This window comes from Chitinophagales bacterium (genome assembly GCA_019694975.1).
Classification (GTDB): Bacteria; Bacteroidota; Bacteroidia; order Chitinophagales; family UBA10324; genus JACCZZ01.
On sequence record JAIBAY010000002.1, the window covers coordinates 536,965 to 557,215 of the forward strand.

Here is a 20,251-nt window from a genome sequence, read left to right on the forward strand (position 1 = left end):
AATCAGAGAATTTACTGCAAAATAAAGCTATCTCGGTGGGGTGCTCAATTTCAATTATTAATTTTTGAATGGAAAACCGCAGTATCAAACGTCACAGCATAAGATTTTTTAACATTTGCATCCATGACCATTAAGTGAAAGATTCCCTTATCTCAGGTTTTCATCAAACTAAGACGAGCGTAAAAAAATGGTATAAAATTAAAAACCCGCACAACTGATAACAATTGTGCGGGTTTTGAATTGCTTAAAATTCAGGATATTTCTACTTAATCAGCATCACTTTCTGATCAGCTTTAAAGTTACCATTGATCATTCTTACGAAGTACATTCCTGCTGACAACTGCTGCATGTTGAATGTTACGGTCTCATTGTCGCTGAGGTCATTGCCATTCAGATTCACTACACTCATCACCCTTCCATACATATCGAGCAGTTGAACCGTTACGGCACCTTCTTTCACATTCAGGATTGAGACATTCAGATTATCGGAAGCCGGATTAGGCCATGCATTGATGCTGATCGTATTAGCGTCATCCATCTTATCTCCATCCTGCATTTTCGGGCTGATGGTGATTTCCATCTTCTTCGCCGTATGCATACAGCCACTGGAAAGATCAGTAACATGGACGGAGTATGCGCCAGAAACACTTGCACAATAAGTGTTCTTGTCAGCAGCACCCGGAATAGCCACACCGTCCAACCGCCACTCGTAAGAGTAGTTCGGATTGTTTTTCGTGAACAGTTTCACGTTAGGAGCCTGACAAGCCGGTGTGTTCGGTTTCACCACAATCTTCGCTTTCACAATCTTATACACCGTAACTGTCACTTCAGCCGTGGCAGTACAACCATCGGTGCCTGTTGCAGTAACAGTGTAAGTGGTTGTCTCTTTCACATTCGTAGTCGGAGTGGCAATAGCAGGGTCGTCTAAACCAGTTGCCGGAGACCAACTGTATGTAGCATCCTGGTCCGAAGATTCAGCATCTAACTTAACCGGTTCATTATGACATTTAGAAACATCAGGTCCTGCTTCTACGGTGATGGTACAAACATGCTCTCGCACATTGTATGGACCACCAGCTTTGAGACATCCATTTTCATCCTTTACTGTTACTGAATACTCACCAGCGATGAGGTTCGTGCGGTCCTTTGTTGTTACACCATCATTCCAGAGATAGGTAAATCCGGGTGTACCACCATTAACCGTCAAACTTATAGAGCCATCTGATCCGCCAACCGTTGAAACATCAACCGTTACATCGTCAATTACAATCTCATCAGGTTCGCCAACAGTGAAGCTTGTTGTAGACTTACAGCCCGTATTACCATCGGTTGCTGTTACCGTATAGGTGCCTGCTGATAAACCGCTGCGGTCTTCCGTCGTAGCGCCGTCATTCCACAGGAAGCTTACGTTGCCGCTCTGTGCGCCGCTCACCGTCAGGTCTATTGTTCCGTTGTTGTCGCCATGACACAGTGCATCCGTGCCGCTTACATCAAGGCTGATCGTGCAACCCGGCTCATTCACCGTGAAGGTCTGTTCTGCCGAACAGCCATTGGCATCTGTCACCGTTACTGTATAAGTGCCTGATGACAGGTTGCTGCGGTCTTCCGTCGTGGCACCGTCATTCCATTCATATGTATATCCGGGAGTGCCGCCACTTGGAGTTACATCGATTGATCCGTCGCTGCCATTGGTTACCGTTACATCATCCACCGTACCGTTCATACCAAGCACTGCTGGTTCATCTACCGTGAAGCTCGTCGTAGCCGTACAGCCCGTATTACCATCGGTTGCTGTTACCGTATAGGTGCCTGCTGATAAACCGCTGCGGTCTTCCGTCGTAGCGCCGTCATTCCACAGGAAGCTTACGTTGCCGCTCTGTGCGCCGCTCACCGTCAGGTCTATTGTTCCGTTGTTGTCGCCATGACACAGTGCATCCGTGCCGCTTACATCAAGGCTGATCGTGCAGGAAGGCTGATCAACGATGATACTATTGCTTGCCTGGCATCCATGCGCGTCGGTAACGGTAACGGTATAGGTTCCCGCAATCAGTCCTGTAGCTGTTTGGGTTGTCTGACCATTGCTCCAGAGATAAGTATAACCGGCAGTTCCTCCACTTGGAGTTGCAGTTGCCGTACCGTTATTTCCACCAGTAGTTGTAACATCTGTTTTTGACATGCCTACACTTAAGGCACTGGGTTCGGATATTGTAACTGTGGTAGTAGCAGAACAATTTCCCTGATCAGTAGCAGTAACGGTATATGTTCCGGCGGAGAGTCCGCTGCGGTCTTCTGTTGTGGCGCCGTCGTTCCAGGCATATGTTACACTGCCTTGAGGGCCGGTAACTGTAACATTAATACTACCATTGTTTCCGCTAAAGCAAGATACATCGCTGTGTGTGGCACTTACCTGAATCGTGCAGGAATGGAAACCAAAGTCCAACGTGTGATCATTCGCACCATCCAAACTTCCCGAAGTGAAGCTTACCTGCACGCGCCCGGAAGAAAGTACTCCATCATTATCACTCCAGTCTGAAACACCGCTTCCGGTTACATTGGCAGTTGTCGGATTCAATCCATTCAGCACACCTGAACCTGAGTTGTTAAATTGAGTTGATGAAATCTTCAATATATAATTTGTATTGGTTGCAATGCCTGTAGCACCGTTTTGATTTACATTGGCGCAATTGAGATAATAGTTACCGCTTGAATTGGTGGTGGCGGAACCCAAGAGTGTTGTTCCATTGGAAGCATATAATTCTACAATTACCCCTGAGATACCGCTTTCATCAGCATCCTGAATACCATCACCATCCGTATCATTCCATACGCGGTTTCCGATTTCTGTACAGGGAAGATCCTCGAAAAAGGCAACATCACCCAATCCACCGCCTTTCAGCCAGGTACCATCACTCGGCGGGTTGCCAGAAGAGGAAGCATAAATCTGGTATCCATTTTCACTGTCTCCGGAAGTATTATTAAATGATTTTACACCTGCACAATTAAAATCTGTCTGCGGATCAAAAACCGCACTCATCACCTGGTTGGTGCCAGCCAGCACGGCTACACCACCTAAAGCTGTTTCTTCATGATCCGTTTCTGTATCACCATTATTATCATTGTAAAAAAACTCACCGCCATCCGGACCTTCTCCGTCGTTCTGCGTACTGTTCCGGTCGGAAGAGGTTTCTATTTTCCAGTCGCAGCTGCTATTTCTAAATGCTTTTAATATATCACCACCATTGAAGTTTTCATATATCGCCGTTGATGAGGGATTCGGGCCATAATTTCTCGCACCAATCTGGTTACCGGACCTGTCAATAAAACCGAGAATCATATTTCCACTTACGTCAAAATCGATATTGCCAAGTATTGCCTGCGGATAGGTAAGTTTAGATGCGCCGCTTCCACCTCCCATAGATTCCATCGCATTTATCCATGAGAGCCAATTACTGCGTTCCGGACAATCTGAGAAGTTAGTTGTGATTCCTTTTGGGTAATTAAGCGGGAATTGAAGTACGGGAGTAGATGAAATGGAGTTACCGTCGAATGACCAAACATAGGCAAACAAGTCAGTGTATTCAGGATTGCCTGAGTTATTGTCCACCGTTGCTGTGCCACCATTTTCGCCGGTGGTTACTGCACCAATGTAAACTTTGCCTTTATAGTAGTGTACAGCGAAGGGCCTTTGAACTCCTTTTCCGCCATCATAGAATCCTGTTCCATTATTACCTCCGGTATAAGTGTTGGCTGTGCCGAATTTGCCGATTTCCCATGTGCTGCGCAAAGGAGGATTGGGTATAGAATAACTGTTAACTGCTGTTACAGAAGTTGGGTTAGCTGCATCGTTCAATGTCAGCACATATAATTTCCGATCAAAAAGATTTATGACATACAGATATTTTCCGTCTTCACTGACATCAATACCACCCAAACCCACCTTGCCAATCTGGCCAAAAGCGGCAGGATCATGTCCAGGTGATCCTAATCCTGAAGGTAAGCCGCGTTGTGTGTTATCGCCGATTACGCCAAGTCCGTTGCCAACATAAGAAACCGTGTTACTTCCGCTGCCAGACAATGAATAAGAAGTTCCTGATCCATAAGATACGCACCCGGAATTGCAACGTGTATAATAGCCGTGGGCATCCATATCATAGAACTGCACTACCTGGTCGTTTGCCGAAGGATCAATTTTATAAATACCTCCGCTGCCCAATGGTCCGTATCCGCAATGTCTTTTCAGGGAAGCGGCTGCAAAAAGACGATCTGCCTGCTTGCTGTAAGCAAGCCCCCAAACAGAACCGACAGCGCTTTGCTTAACAAGGTTATTAGGTGACGTGGTTCCTGTTGCCGTGTAGTTAAAAGAAACTATTGCCCCGCTGGTTCCTGTGGTACCACCTCCAAGCGGGTTACCATTTTTGGCTACCGGAACATACACTTTCGGATTTGTAGTGGACGCATAATTTTCTGGGTTGTTAAGGGCAAAATTTACGTTTGAAGCGCCACCGCTTACAAACTGCACCCCTGAACCATAAACACTGCCGGAATAGCCGCTGAAATCATACCCCTTGTCGAGGTTACAGTTAGGCGTTGCCGCTGATGGAATCACAAATTCTAACCTGACTTTAGTTCCTGAAGCTACCGAACCGGTATTGCTACCCGGTGTTCCATTATAGGTGCTGCCGCTGGCAGGAATACTATAGGTGCCAGAGGAGCCGGTGGTATAGGATGCAACAAGGGCATCAGTAGCATTGTAGGCATTCACAATGATACCCTGCACACCCGGTTCAAGATTAGGTGTGGCAGTTCCTTTCGTGCCGTTATTATTAAAATCGCGGAAGGCAGTTCCTGAAATCTGCGCAAGGATATTGCCTGTGTTCATGATTAACAAAACGCCTATCAACAATACGAAATGACCATATTGTTGCGCTTTGTACAAGTTGCTTTTGCGTCGGTTTAGAAATGTGTTCATCATTGATTTGATTTTAGATAAATTATTGAAGAAGCCCTGGATAATGGAGCATCCATTACCGTTCCATTGAAAACAAATATTCACGTAATGCAAAAAGAGCATTGTAGAATTTCGACTACATTCAGATTTTTTTGTACGCGTCTATCGTCTTTCAAATAGATCTCCCTATGAAGCGCAAAAATGAGGTAGTAAGATTTAATCATAAATTGGCATGAAATAAATACCCCACGACCATGCCTTTTACGGATTACAAATTGCCTGAATTCAATAATTATCTGAAACACCCACATTAATCTTGTGATTCAAGTAAAAGCGATAATGGCGTAAAATCTGTAAAGCATGAATTATTGTCTGGAGACCACTTTCGTTTTCCGGGTATCAGGCTAAAATGCTACAGTGGTGCATGAAGACGCTGTACTGGGCTATTTCGTTCGGTAACAAACGAATGAAGAATGCCGATCCGGATTTTGGGAATATGAGCACCTTAAATTGATACTGTGCATTTCAATTGATAATGGCAGTTTCCGTTTTGACTGCGAAACTGATTTAAAGAAACACCACTGCAGATGGAGACAAAAAACAGGTATCAGAAAATTTCAGAAATGCAATTCATTGAATATTCAAGATGGTGTGCGTTAGCAATACAAATGATCAGTTTTTTGTAATGTAACCATACTCATTATTCCGAAAAGGAAACGGTTGCAGGGCTGGATTCAAATCTCAACTGCACCCTTGTTCCTTTTCCTTCCTCACTTTGCACCGTAAAATTGCCATTGATCAACGGCAATAAATCCTTGATCAACAGGTAACCAAGACCGCTGCCGCCAAAATCATTTTCCGTATAACCGCTCCTGAGCAGCTGTTCGGCCGTTGGCTCATTGATTCGCTCAAGAATCTGTTGCGGAATGCCATTGCCATTGTCGGTTATCTCTATGAGAAAATGCGTTGTTTCATCCGTAGCAGTTACTTTGATTATGCCGTTCCGTGTATGTTTAATAGCATTAGAAAGAATGTTGTATAATATAATATTCAGCAATTGCGCATCCGTTCGGAAAATCAGGTCTTCGGAAACGGCATTGGTCATTTGATTTTGTCTCACCCGCGACAGTTCCTTCAGCCGTTCGAACAATTCATCAACCAGTGAAAACAGCGGCACATGCGAAATCTGCACCGAGATGCGCTGATTCTGCAGGTTGATCCATTCCAGTATATTGGAAGCATTGTCATGCAGTTTAAAGGTAGCATTCTGAATATCCCCTAACGTTTGAGTCAGCAATTGACCATCGTCGTTCTTTCGCTGCACTGCCATTTTAGCGGAAAGACCGATAAACCGGAGGGGTGTGATAATGTCGTGTGAAAGAATAGAGATCAGCTTGTTTTTAACTGTGATCGATTGCTGCAAACTTTTCTGTGATACTGCAAGATTTTCATTGGCATGCATCAACTCGCCTGTTCGTTGCTTGATTATCGATTCTAGACGGTTATTCCTGCTTATGATGTTACGGGCATAGATGTGTGTTGCCAGCCAGAACAGGCCGACCAATAAAAGTATAATCAGCACAATAAACCACCAGGTCTGATAATAATACGGAGCTACATAAATGGATAAATCCAGATATACCCAATCGCCGGCGTCGAAGCCGGATCGTTTCCGAAAACTGATCTTATGACTTCCAAAAGGAAGTTTTAACACAACTAAGCTGCGTTGGTTTTTATGCAACGGCATCCATTGTTCAGGGTTTCCGTCAATGCGATAATCCAGCCATATATTTTCTTCCGCCCCCCAATAAGGCGTTGAGAAAAAAATTTCGACCTGCCGGTAATAACAATCAAGCTCCAGGACTGATGTAGCCGGTATCCTCGTGCCATTCACCAAAATTGCATCTATAAAAATTGAGGCTGTTGAAAGCATGGCAGGTGTATTCTCCGGTTTAAAATAGACCAATCCTTCCATCGTGGGAAGTGTAACAGTACCATTGGCAAGTTTAGCATAGGAAGGTGAGCAGCCGCCGTTAAATTCATCCAGGGTAATCCCGTCTTTCACACTGTACCTATAGTAGTAAACCGGAAAAGTTGAATCAGCTAAGAATTGCTGAAAGCTGCTTAGTTTGGTTTTATATAGACCCCTATTGCTTGTCATCCAGACATATCCGAGACTGTCATCGAAAAAAGCGTGAACATCCTTTAATCCGCCATAGCGGTCAAGCGGTGCCTTAATAAGCTTGTTGTCCTTCCACAGATAAAAACCACCGTCATAGGTTCCGATAAAAACAATATCGCTGATCATTTCCAATGTTCGAACACAAACGCCATCGAGTGTATGCAAGGCATCCCTTTCAAAAGTAACCGGATTCAAAAAGTAAACGCCATGGCCGCTGCCTACCATCAGCCTTCCCGAAACACGGTGAAGGCTGTAGGTTGGATCTCCCGCATCCGGGTGCAACATCGTAACGGAATCATCTTTAATATAACCCAAGCCACTTTGTGAACCCACCCAAATCTTATCGCTGTCTTCATAGAATACATTGATTTCGGTTTTGACTTTTTTTGCGATCGCCTTCCTTACCTGACTCATTTCATCATAGCGGAAAATACTGTCCTGGTAAGCATACCAGATATAACCCTTCGAATCACGCATCATGGCAAAGCTTTCATACGGTCCAATAACACTATGGCCAATTTGACCTGTCCGCGCATCAAATATCCTGTTGTTGGTAGTCAGAACCCTGTAGCTATCCAGCGGAAACTGTACATAATAGACGTTACCCATGGAAGCGGGGGCTGAACCGGAGTTGACCTGAACGGTCTTCAGCAAATTCTTATGAAACAGGAATAACCCTTTTGAATCCGTACCTATTGCAATATTGGAGCCTGTGGCATCAACGGCTACCGCATTGATTACACAGCCTGAGGGCAGGCCGTCTGTAATAAGTTCATAGTTGAATTGACCGGCTTCATCACTTGCGGACAACCGGTACAATGAACTGCCACTGATGATGTAACTCTCGCGGAATGGAGAACTGCAAAAAAAAGTATATTCAAAATAAGGATTTACAGAAAGATGATCCCAGTCGCTGCCATTGACATGGCAACTGCTGATACTGCCGTTATTGACATCAATTTTGAATAATCGATGCTGATGGTCGACGAATAAAAATTGACCGTTAACCATAAGATAGCCGACAGGTTTATAAGAATCATTCGCGAATGATTTAACAAAGGTTGTATTATGAAACAGCATTGGTTCCTTCCATCCAATCAGGATAAAGCTACTGTCGCCAAGCGGAAACATGGTGACGAATTGCCGTTCAGGATTATTGATATATTGCTGTACCACCCTTTCATTGACAACATGATTAAACACCTTTGAATCGGGTATAGCACCTTTTATCCATGTACTTGGCCTGCTTTCTCCATTATCATTTTCAAGCTCACGCAGTTTTCCTCCTTCATAGGTAAAAAGGCCAGCTACTGAACTTTGTACAAATACATCTTCATCCAGTGTTTTAAGAATCCGGTTGCCACGATCCATTGACAGTTCAGGGTTACTGAGCACATCCATAACTTTCATGGCTGAGCCATCAAACCTCACAATGCCTCCTTCTGTCGACATCCATAGATATCCTGCCTTGTCAAACTCCATTGAGGTTATACTATTTTGGGGTAATCCGTTTTGAGAAGTATAATGATCAATATAGAAAGCCTGCTGCCCAAAAACGGGCAACAGGTAAATGCTGAAAAGCAGCGCCGTGAAGCAGGATTGTAACATTGGTGAGTCGTGCTTCAATATAAGCCGATTTCACAATAAATGCATTGGTTCAGCCCTGGAAATGATAGATGCGGGCTATATTCTGTAATTCAATTAAATTATTCACTCCGATCTTATCAAAGATCCTGGCTTTATACGTTGCCACGGTTGTTGATTTGATATTCAATTGCCCGGCAATCTCCTTCACGCCTTTGCCGATTAGCAGGTTATTCAGTACTACCATTTCCCTTTCTGAAAGATTATCGAAAGGATGCTGGCTGTCATTGCCTTTGGCAGATTCCTGTTGCAGCTGATCTTTCAGCTTATCACTGGTAAATGTTCGCCCGAGCAGGAAAAGATTAAGTGCTCTGATTACCTCGCTTTCACTGCTTTGCTTGCTCAGGAATCCGGCAGCACCCATCTGCAACAGGCGTTTGCCAAAAATCTCTTCCGGGCTCATAGAATAGATGAGAATCAGTAAATCCGGATACTGTGCTTTCAGGTTCGGAAAAATATTCATGACATTACAGTCCTGCAGCTGGAGGTCGAGGATCAGATGTGTATATGATTGCTGCCCGAGACGGAAATATAACTCCCTGCAGTTCTCCGCTTCATCAATGGTGAAATTGGTGAACTGTGATTCCAAAATGAATTTCATCCCGACGCGGATGATGGAATGGTCATCAGCAATAAGTATTTTCGGGTTATTCATTGGTCAAAGTATCTTAACGGAGCATGCAAACTTACATAGATGCCTTAATGATGAAGTAGAAGTTATACTACACAATTTGTCAATCAACTTCACGTCATCTGATACTCAGTAAAGGTTAACCAGTTTTGATTTTCCACTGATTTTCCGGATTCCTCCGGCATGCTTAATGCTATACGCATTATCTAAGTACCTGTTTCACCCTATTATCATAAATAATAAATACGGCATCCTGTGCAGAAGGCTGCACGATACTATGTCCGGTGAAACCGCCGAAGGCTGGGAGCACACCCGCAGCTTTACCGAAACAGAAGCAGGGAAAACGTGCCGACTGCAGCCCTTTTCCGTTTAAGCGCACGGCAGGATGAAGATGACCATGCAACTGGTAATGTTCATTGCCAGCCGTGTCAACAGGCTGATGGGTGAGTAAAAACGGCGGCACCAGCAATGATTCCTGGTGGAGGATAATGTTTCCATCCGTGATGAAATGATCATGCAACAGGTCGTGATTGCCCTTCACCAGGTGTATCTCCACTGTATCGTGCTGTTGGCGCCATTCCAGGAAGTGCTGCCATTCCTGGTTATGGAAGCTGTGAAACAAATCGCCCAGCAGATATACCGTGGCGGCATTACATTGCTTTATCATGGCAGATAACCTGTTCAGATCATCGTGATGCACCAGGGAAGAAACAGGAATGCCCGCTTTTCTGAAATGGCCGCTTTTACCCAGGTGAAGATCGGCCACCAGCAGGCAGCGCCGACGCTTCCAGAAAACAGCTTTTTCAGGCAGCAGCAGCAGTTCTTCACCTGCGACCGTGTTGAATACAGCACCGGCTGATTGTATGGTCATGATTGCCTGCGCAAAGCTGCCGTACTGCGCGACGGTTTAGGTTTAGGTTTTGTTTCTGATTCAAAATAAAGCTGCATTTTTCTCACCCTTGCTTCCAGTTTTTCGCTGCTAAGTTTTTCACGCATGCGATCCACCATAATGGGAAAAGCAAATGGCGTAGGCTTCGCCGTGTATCGTATCACGGCTTTTTGGGAATGGATGCGTTGCAGCGCCGAGCGCAACCTCACCTCTTCCAGTTGAAAATCCATCACTTCCTGGTAGCACTGGCGTAACAATAAATTCTTCGGATCATATTCGGAAAAAACTTTAAAGAGCAGGGATGTTGATGATTGCAGGTGCCGCTCCTTTTCCTGCCTGCCGGGAAAGCCGGAGAATATCAATCCTGCAATGCGTGCCACTTCCCGGAAACGGCGCATCGCCATTTCCGTTGCATTCACGCTTGCCTGCATGTAGGCCAGCAGGTTGTCTGTTGAAAACAAATCCTGTGCAATCGCTTCCTCCAGCGGAATGGGTTCATCAGACAGCAATTCAAATCCATAATCATTCATGGCAATGGAAAAAGAAATCGGTTTCAGCAAGGCAATACGATAAGCAAACAAAGCCGCCATTCCTTCATGCACCAGTCTTCCTTCAAAAGGAAAAAAGAAACAATGGTATCCTTCGTCGGTTTCCAGCTTCTCCAGCAAAAATTCGGTAAGCGAAGGCAGTAATGAACGTTCTTCCTGCAAATCCAGCAATGACTTCAAAACACGCACTTCTATTTCCTGTTCCGTATGATTTTTTGCTTCGCTGATTTTCTTCCGGATCATGGCAGAAAGCTGCGACGACAGCGGCATTCTGCCACCCTGCCAGGAAGGAATCTGACCTTTGGTGGCTTTCACTTTCCTGACGTAGGCGGTGCTGCCGCGCACCTGCACCAAAGACAAACATTTTCCGGCAAACCAAAACACATCGCCGGGATTGAGGCGCGAGATGAAGTACTCTTCTATTGTTCCGATGTTGCCGCCGGTAAGATACCGGATAGACATACTGGTATCCGACACAATAGTGCCAACTGAAAGGCGGTGGCGCAGCGCAACCTTTTTATCATACACTTTGAAGATGCCATCAGCTTCCACCACCTTTGAAAACTCCCGGTAATTTTCAAGGCTTGATCCGCCGGTGGTGATGAACTGCAGCATCCAGTCCCATTCGTCTTCTGTTACATCAGCAAAAGCAAAGGTGGTTTTTATCTCGCTGAATATTTCTTCCTGCCTGAATCCGTCGCCTGTCGCCAGCGTTACTAAATATTGAATCAGCACATCATATGGTTTGATATACGGGATCCTGTCTTCCACCATATTTTTTTCTACTGCTTCCTTTAGCGCGGCGCCTTCTATCAACTCGAGAGAATGAGTAGGCACAAAATAGATATTGCTCTCCGCATCCGGCTGATGGCCACTTCTGCCTGCGCGTTGTAAGAAGCGTGCCACACCTTTCGGGCTTCCGACCTGTATCACTGTTTCCACCGGCGTGAAATCCACACCAAGGTCGAGCGAGGAAGTACACACTACTACTTTCAGGCGGTCATTATGCAAAGCATTTTCCACCCAGGCCCTTACCTCCTTACTCAGTGATCCGTGATGAATTGCCATTGTCCCGGCAAGTTCCGGTGCATAATTCAGCAGCTGCTGATACCAAATTTCCGCCTGCCCTCTTGTGTTGGTGAACAGCAGGGTTGAACGGCTTTTGTTGATGATGTCAAGAATTTCCGGCAGCAGCCTGATACCTAAATGACCTGCCCATGGCAATCGTTCTATCTCGCCGGGAATAACCGACTTTATATTAATCCTCTTCCGGTTCTCCGCCACCACTTTACATTGCCTGCCCCCGGAACTATTGCCGAGCAACACCTCCATGGATTGCTGCAGGTTGCCGATGGTAGCCGAGATGCCCCAGATTCTTAATGCGGGCCTGATACTTTTTATTCTTGATAATGCCAGTTCCACCAGCACGCCACGCTTCGATCCGAATAACTCATGCCATTCATCGGCTATAATAACCTGAAGGCCGGAAAACAATTTCCCCGATTCACCCATTGTCAACAGCAGATGAAGGCTTTCAGGAGTAGTGATAAGTGCATGCGGTAATTTTTCAAGTTGCTTCTTCTTACGGGCAGCAGAGACATCGCCAGTCCTTAACTCTACCTTCCAGCTTACCCCCAGCTCTTTCGTGGCTTCCTGCACGGCAAGATGAATATCCTTGGCCAGCGCTTTCAATGGGGTGATCCAGAGCAGCTGCAATCCCTTTGGCCGGGATTCATTTTGCATATACTCCATAATGGCCGGCATCCATAGCGCAAAGGTCTTTCCGCTGCCGGTAGGTGCATTCAGCAATCCTGAATAGCCGGCTGCATATTTTTCCCAAACCTCATATTGAAAAGGAAACGGCTTCCATCCTTTTTGATGGAACCAGTCTTCCACTTTTTGAAGAGCAGACATTGCAGCCAAACTTACCTGATATCGTGCAAATTTTATCTCATTACTTTTAGGCAGAGGGAATACTGGTGAGATTTCTTTGAACAAATGGATTTGCTGATTGGCCGTTGAATAAATTCAACGGCTATGGATAACGGAGTAACGCAGATGGACTTATGTTGCATAAAGGGAGATTATTAAATTCTGAGAATCATATTTTTTACAACATTTATGCAATACATCAGATCAGCACAAATCAGGAAAAACAAGCTATAAGGTTATCCTTTGCCGCCGGTTTCAACCTGTGGCAGATTAGCCTGATTATTATTCTATCATTCTTTTCAGGTTATCCAGTTCATCGGCATCTTCAGCCTTCTTATCTTTTCTCCATCGATGAATACGCGGGAAGCGCACCGCTACGCCTGACTTATGCCGGGCTGAAAGTGCGATTCCTTCAAATGCCAGCTCAAAAACCAGGATAGGTTTTACGGTTCTGACAGGGCCAAACCTTTCCATTGTATTTTGTTTTACGAAACGATCTACTGCGCGTATCTCCTCGTTAGTGAGCCCTGAATATGCCTTTGCAAACGGAACAAGTTTGCCCTGATCCCATAGCGCGAATGTATAATCGGTGAATAATCCGGAGCGTATGCCGGATCCTGGTTGCGCATAGATTAATACGGCGTCGATGGTGTAAGGATCTATCTTCCATTTCCACCATGCTCCCTTTTTTCTGCCCATGAGATAGGGCGTATCCTTTTTCTTAAGCATAATGCCTTCACTCCTGTTTTCACGTGATAGCTTTCTTCTTTCGGCTAATTCCTGCCAGCTGTTAAACTGAATCAGCGGAGACACCATAAACAGACCGGGAAGAGCAGCGGCCTCCACCAGCTTTTCCAACTGAACACGCCTTACCTCCAGTTTTTTTTCGCGCCAGTCGTCGCCGTTGCATTCGAGCAGGTCATAAGCCATGAAAGCGACTGGTGCATCCTTCTGCACCTTGGGTGTGATATTTTTTCTCCCGATGCGCGTCTGCAAAACCTGGAATCCGAGTGGCTTGCCTTCATGATAAGGAAGAATTTCCCCGTCGAGCACAGTGCAGTCCGGTAATGCATTACCGATAATGGCGAGTTCCGGAAACTTCTCCGTCATCAGTTCTTCTCCTCTCGACCACAGGAAAAAACTGCCATTACGCTGAATCAGTTGCCCGCGTATTCCATCCCATTTCCATTCTGCCTGCCAGTCATCCATATTGCCTAATGCCTCAGGAAGTGTTTCCAGTGCATTCGCAAGACAAAAAGGATATGGTTTGGAAGCATCTTCTTCTTCATCATTTAAGCTGATCAGTTCTTCAAATGAATTCTTTGCAGGATCCCAGTTGCCCATCAGGCGGTGCATAAGAAACGGTTCCGGCAAAGCAGTATGCATGGCAAGCGCTTTGACCAGGTTGCCTTTCGACACACCCACACGGAATGACGCCGACATCAGCTTGTTAAAGACAAACTTCTCCTGCTGATCCATGGCATACCATGCTTCGGTGATAAATGCCTTCTTTTCTTCATCTGTAGCCTTTCGCAACCGGCTGAGGCGCAGCATCCATTCCGATAAAGGAATGTCGGCGGACTTATAATGCTGCGGAACAAGCAGCGAGACTGTTTCAGAAAAATCTCCTACCTGGCTATATGATTCTTCAAGGAGCCATGCAGGCAGGCCCGAACATTCAGCAGCCCATTGCCGTAGCTGGGTAATGCTGACGGGCCGTTTTGGACTTCTCCCTGTAAATAAGGCAATCGTCCATAACTTGTCTGCACCACCCACCGCATCAAAGTATCGTTTCATGAGCATGATCTTCTCAACGGTACTGTTGGTCTGATCGAGTTCAGATATTAGTTGCGTGAAATGCTGCATATGTTGTTAACCGCTTTTTGACCTATTGGTGCCGGAGGGGTGCACTGGTTTTGCGAATTCCGTTGTTGATGACAGCATCATCTGTTAGTGCTGATGCTCAGTTCATGGCAACATTGCGACAATAAAAGCATCATACAACTTATCCATCAGGCTTTGTAGCACTCATCCATCAGCCAACATCTTCCTCCACCCTGTCACCGCGATACGATGTAGCCGCTTCCCGTGCATCCAATCCCTGTTCACATAACCATCTCGCAAACTGATAAGTGAAACCATGTGTCACAAAAACACGCGTAGCGCCGGTCGCTTTAACAGCATCGTTTAGTCCGGGCCAGTCGGCATGATCACTCAATGCGAAGCCAATATCGGCGGCACCTCTTCTTTTGTTACCACGAATCTGCATCCAGCCGGAGGCTACACCAATTGCATACGGTGCCATCCCGGAGAGCCAGGATGTGTTTAGCACAGATGATGTAGCCAGTATTAAAGCATTACGAAAAGCATCCTTTTTATCCGTGGATGATACAAGGCGCACCTCAGGAACGGGTGCACCGCCTTTGCGCAACAGCTCATTCACATTTTCAATTGCTCCATGTGCATAGATTGGCCCGATTGTATTATCAATGCCACACAGTATTCGCTGCGCCTTTCCCAAGGCGTAACAAAGAAGGACGCTGGCAATGCCTTGCTCCTGATTTCTTTTCCACCAGTCTTCCATTTCACCAAAAATTTTTTCCTGCGTTTTCCAGCGATACACAGGTAGTGCGAAAGTGGATTCGGTGATAAAAGTGTTGCATCGTACCGGTTCAAAAGGAACAGAAATACCATCATCTGCAATTTTATAATCGCCGGCAGCCACCCACACCTCACCTTTCCATTCCACTCTAACCTGCGATGATCCGATGATATGCCCTGCAGGATGCAGTGAGACGGTTACTCCGTTATGTACCAGCTTTTCATCATATTCCATTGACTGCACCCGGATATCGGCTCCCAACCGCTGCCGCAACACCGGCACCGATTGCCGGTGTGCGAGATAAAGCGCATGTCCGCGATAGGCATGATCACTGTGCGCATGCGTTATTATGGCACGATGAACAGGCCTTACCGGATCGATATAAAAATCGCCAGCTTCGCAGTAAATGCCTTTATCGGTGAATTGCAATAATGCTGACATAGTTCGAAAACAAATTTAACGGGAAATTGATCATAGCTGTACAAGATTGCTATGCGCAAGGCAAATGTTTGCGACCTTAGCATTATTGAAAACGGAAGTTGAAAAATCTCAGCAACAGGAAAAGATTAGAAGCTATCTAAAAATCGGCAATCATTGCGGTCATGCCTAATTTATTTCGGCATCTGTAATTGAATTGAGGAGATCCTGATACCGATCAATGGGAACAGGATGACTCCACGTATTTTGAGACTGCTTCTAAAAAACAGATGACGCCATGCACGTCAGTTTTTTTCCGCAAACCTAAATGGGTATTCATCATTTAAATATCTGATCCATGTACAATCAACCAATGCTTAAAGAAAATTCGCTGGCAGGCATGGTGATCATCATTACCGGCGGCGGCACCGGTTTGGGAAAATCCATGGGACTTTATTGTTCGCAGCTGGGTGCACAGTTGGTGATTACATCCAGAAAACCAGATGTATTGCAACAAACGGCAGTTGCGATAGAAAAAGAAACCGGTAACAAGGTGTTGCCTGTTACCTGCGATGTGCGGAAGTATGATGAAGTGGAATTGATGCTGAAAGAAACTATCGCGCAGTTTGGCAAAGCCGATGCGCTGCTCAACAATGCTGCAGGAAATTTCGTGATGCCTACCGAACGCTTGTCGCACAAAGCATTTGATGTGGTGGTAGATATTGTATTGAAAGGAACATACAACTGTTCACTGTCTTTAGGCAAATACTGGATTGAAAACAAGCTGCCCGGCAATATCTTAAACATTGTAACCACCTATGCTTTTACCGGCTCAGGTTATGTGGCTCCATCGGCTGCCGCGAAAGGCGGTGTACTTGCCCTCACCCGTTCCCTTGCTGCCGAATGGGCCCGTAAAAAAATACGGTGCAATGCCATAGCGCCCGGACCCTTTCCCACCGAAGGTGCCTGGAGCCGGCTCTTTCCGCCGGTAGTGCAGCAGTATGTAGATCCGGAAAAAAGGTTACCACTGGGCAGATATGGCGAACATCAGGAACTTGCCAATCTTGCTGCTTACCTGCTGTCGGATTACTCCGCTTACGTGAATGGTGAGGTAGTGGTAATTGATGGCGGCGAATGGCTGCATGGCGCCGGTCAGTTTACCGGCCTTGAAAATATCCCCGATGAATTGTGGGATATGTGGGAGAAAATGAGAGGGAAAAAGGATAACGGGTAGAATGCGGCAGGCCTACACCTTGCATTTCACGCTTTCGTGCTAACGATACCGGCGGGAACAGCACTGATCAGTTTTTTTGTGTATTCGGAAGCAGGATGATGATAGATGGCATCGGCAGTTCCTGATTCTGCTATCCTGCCATTGTTCATCACGATAATGCGGTCGCTCATAAAACGGACTACAGCAAGATCATGTGAAATGAAGATGTAACTCAGCTGAAACTCTTCGCGCAGTTGCATGAGCAGGTTCAAGACCTGCGCCTGAACAGAAACATCAAGCGAGGATACACATTCATCGCAAACTATGAACTCAGGGTTTAACGATAATGCACGCGCAATGCAGATACGCTGACGCTGCCCTCCTGAAAACTGGTGCGGAAAACGGTTAAAGGATTCCTCCGGCATATTCACTTTTTTCAACAGCTCAACTGCTTTTTCTTTCCGCTCCGTATCACTGGCATAAAGCCGGTGTACCGTCATTGGCTCAATGATAGCCTGCCCGACTGTTAACCTTGGGTTGAGCGATGCATACGGATCCTGGAAGATGATTTGCAGCTGCCTGCGGATTGGTTGCAGTTCGGCATGTGAAAGCTTTGTCAGTTCATTGCCTTTATAGTTCACACTGCCGGCATCAGGCCTGATCAGTTGCAGTATACTTTTCCCCAGTGTTGTTTTACCACTGCCTGACTCACCAACCAAGCCGAGCGTTTCGCCGGGATATACCTGCAGTGAAACATCATCAACTGCCCTGACGAAAGTGTGCTTTCGTCCAAAAAAAAATTTCTTAACAGGAAATGTTACTGACAGGTTGCTCACGGTCAATACAGGCTGTTGCCGTTGCAGCAGCGCAAGCCGTTCTTCCGTGGCAGCGGCGGATATGATGTTATCCGCCAAACTTATGGCAGGCAGCTCTGATGAAGTTGCGAGGTCACCATTTGCCTCTTCCTTCATAAAATCGGCAATCACGGGCAAGCGGTACAATTTCTTGCTTAGCGGTGGCCGGCAGGCAAGCAACCCTTTGGTATACGGATGTTCCGGCGAACAGAAAATTTGTGATGTTGTTCCCGCCTCAACTATCTTTCCTTTATACATCACCATAATCCGGTCTGCCACCTCAGCAACCACTCCAAGATCGTGGGTGATGAAGAGCATGCTCATGTTGTTTTCAGCGCGCAACCGCTTCATCAGCGCAAGTATGCGCGACTGTACAGTAACATCCAGTGCTGTGGTAGGCTCATCGGCAATCAGCAGCACCGGATCACAACTCATGGCCATCGCAATCATCACACGCTGCTTCTGTCCACCCGATAACTGATGCGGATACGACCGGAAAATTCTTTCGGTATCGCTCAGTTCTACCTTCCTGAAGAGTGACATGGTTCGTTCCCTGGCTGCTGCTGCACCTGATTTGAGATGCAGCCTGATGGCTTCCATTACCTGAGCACCACAGGTAAAAACAGGATTGAGCGAAGTCATCGGCTCCTGGAATACCATAGCGATATCCCTGCCCCTGTATCTGCGCATCTCATTGCCGGAGAGCGAGTGCAGGTTTACGGCTGATAACCCTGGCCGGTTAAAGCAAACCGTGCCTGCGCGGATTTCTCCGGCAACAGGCAGCAGCCGCATCAATGACAATGCAGTGGCCGATTTACCGGAACCTGATTCACCCACCATGCCAACCGTCTCGCCCTGGCAGATATCAAAGCTGATATCATCAACAGCAGTAAGTGCCGTGCCGCCTGCCGTGAAGCAGGTGGTAAGATGGTTTACTTGTAAGACAGGTCCGCTTCGCAAAGTATTATCGTTGGGATAAAAATAAGCGTTCAGCCCCATGTAACAGCTTCCGGAAACAATCATTACCTGAAATGGTGCACTAAGGCAACCAGGACAATCGCTGATACAATGTCAAAGACCGTTCAATCATGTTTTTGCCGATATTAACAAGGGAAATAGTGCTTTATGTGTAATATAAAATTGAATTCTGACTTTTCGGTACTAATTTTGCCAAACGCGAGTTTTTCTTAACCAAAATCAACCATGTATGTCAGACGTAAGATTAAATCAACAGGAAAATCAACCGCCCAAGCAAAACAACCGCACCATTTTTTATATCATCCTCATCCTGCTGCTGGTGGGGATAAATATATACCTGTACGTGAAATACTACCAGACTAAAAATCATGCGCAGACGCTGACGGAAGAAGCGAATATGGACAGTATCCGTATTGCTGATCTGGACATGAAGTACCAGGAAGCTCTTGTAAACATTGAATCCTACAAGGGACAGAACTCCAAACTCGACAGTATCATTGCCGTTAAGGAGAAAGAACTTATGGGTTACAAGTCGAACCTTGACGCCATGAAGAAGAAGATGAAGATTTCGGAAGCTGATTATAAAAAACAGGTGGATGGTCTGCAGGCCACAGTCAACGACCTGATGGCACAGATCAAAGACTTGCAGGACAAGAATCAGATCCTGATCACCAAGAATGATTCACTCGGTCAGTCGCTGGCAAATGAGATGTACACCAATACCAAACTCAGCAATACCAACCAGGCGCTTTCTCAAAAAGTATCGGTGGCATCACTGCTGAAGCCAACAAGCCTTGTCTCAACAGGAGTAAGGGGGAAATCGAGTGGCAAGGAGACGGAGACGGACAATGCCAAAAAAGCGGAAAAGCTGAAAGTGTGTTTTGACTTGCCTGAAAACCAGGTAGCTGATCCGGGTGAAAAAACATTCCTGGTTCGAATCATCAGTCCTGAAGGAACAACCCTGTCCATTCAAAGCAGTGGTTCAGGCACCTTCATGGTGGCAGGCAGCGGTGAACAACGTCAATACACTACTTCCACAACAATTCAGTATGATCAGCAACCAAAGAATGTTTGCACCTACTGGCAGCAAAGCACACCTTACGCAAAGGGAGTTTATACGACGGAGGTTTACCAGGACGGATATCTTTTAAGTTCCAAAACATTTGAGCTGAAATAACTCTTTCGCTTAAAGTAATTGAAGAGGCCGTCGCGATAGTTAAGACGGCCTCTTTTTTTGAAATGCCTTCACGCGGATGCGGGCATGCTTTCTGGTTTCAATATTGCAAACTGACCTGCACGCTCAGTCCGGATTATTAAATCAGCCTGTCGCGACCAGTTATTTTTCCCCTCAATTATTAAACTGAATATTCACAATTACCGTTGATTCAGCAACGAAAATGACCAGCTTTTTCC

10 protein-coding genes are annotated in these 20,251 nt (G+C 45.9%); 2 read left to right on the forward strand and 8 right to left on the reverse strand.

Features of this window, described 5'->3' with window-relative positions; all coding sequences use genetic code 11:
• Positions 1-262 precede the first annotated feature (262 nt).
• From K1X61_05370 to K1X61_05400, 7 genes are all read right to left on the reverse strand, one after another.
• Positions 263-4,879: a T9SS type A sorting domain-containing protein gene (locus K1X61_05370; GenBank protein ID MBX7108060.1), complete on the reverse strand. Its 4,617-nt coding sequence runs from the start codon at positions 4,877-4,879 to the stop codon at positions 263-265.
• Between the two features lie 769 nt (positions 4,880-5,648).
• On the reverse strand, positions 5,649-8,756 hold the full coding sequence (locus tag K1X61_05375; protein ID MBX7108061.1) for a hypothetical protein: 3,108 nt from the start codon (positions 8,754-8,756) through the stop codon (positions 5,649-5,651).
• A gap of 31 nt (positions 8,757-8,787) precedes the next feature.
• On the reverse strand, positions 8,788-9,375 hold the full coding sequence (locus K1X61_05380) for a response regulator transcription factor (GenBank protein ID MBX7108062.1): 588 nt from the start codon (positions 9,373-9,375) through the stop codon (positions 8,788-8,790).
• Between the two features lie 232 nt (positions 9,376-9,607).
• Positions 9,608-10,276, reverse strand: coding sequence for a ligase-associated DNA damage response endonuclease PdeM (pdeM, locus tag K1X61_05385; protein MBX7108063.1), 669 nt, complete (start codon positions 10,274-10,276; stop codon positions 9,608-9,610).
• Entirely contained in the window at positions 10,273-12,756 is a 2,484-nt protein-coding gene (locus K1X61_05390; protein ID MBX7108064.1) for a ligase-associated DNA damage response DEXH box helicase, read from the reverse strand. Before K1X61_05390 ends, pdeM begins: the two co-directional genes overlap by 4 nt.
• A gap of 300 nt (positions 12,757-13,056) precedes the next feature.
• On the reverse strand, positions 13,057-14,640 hold the full coding sequence (locus tag K1X61_05395) for an ATP-dependent DNA ligase (GenBank protein MBX7108065.1): 1,584 nt from the start codon (positions 14,638-14,640) through the stop codon (positions 13,057-13,059).
• A gap of 169 nt (positions 14,641-14,809) precedes the next feature.
• Positions 14,810-15,817: a ligase-associated DNA damage response exonuclease gene (locus K1X61_05400; protein MBX7108066.1), complete on the reverse strand. Its 1,008-nt coding sequence runs from the start codon at positions 15,815-15,817 to the stop codon at positions 14,810-14,812.
• 334 nt (positions 15,818-16,151) lie between these two features.
• Here K1X61_05400 and K1X61_05405 point away from each other — a divergent pair, with 334 nt between their 5' ends.
• A complete protein-coding gene (locus tag K1X61_05405; protein ID MBX7108067.1) occupies positions 16,152-17,027 on the forward strand; it encodes an SDR family oxidoreductase in 876 nt (291 codons plus the stop codon).
• A gap of 26 nt (positions 17,028-17,053) precedes the next feature.
• On the opposite strand, the gene K1X61_05410 is transcribed toward K1X61_05405, so the two are convergent.
• Positions 17,054-18,859 carry an ABC transporter ATP-binding protein gene (locus K1X61_05410; GenBank protein MBX7108068.1) on the reverse strand — a complete coding sequence of 602 codons (1,806 nt, stop codon included), beginning with the start codon at positions 18,857-18,859 and terminating at the stop codon, positions 17,054-17,056.
• A gap of 208 nt (positions 18,860-19,067) precedes the next feature.
• Between K1X61_05410 and K1X61_05415 the strand changes: the two genes are divergently transcribed.
• Positions 19,068-20,015: a hypothetical protein gene (locus K1X61_05415; GenBank protein MBX7108069.1), complete on the forward strand. Its 948-nt coding sequence runs from the start codon at positions 19,068-19,070 to the stop codon at positions 20,013-20,015.
• Positions 20,016-20,251 lie beyond the last annotated feature (236 nt).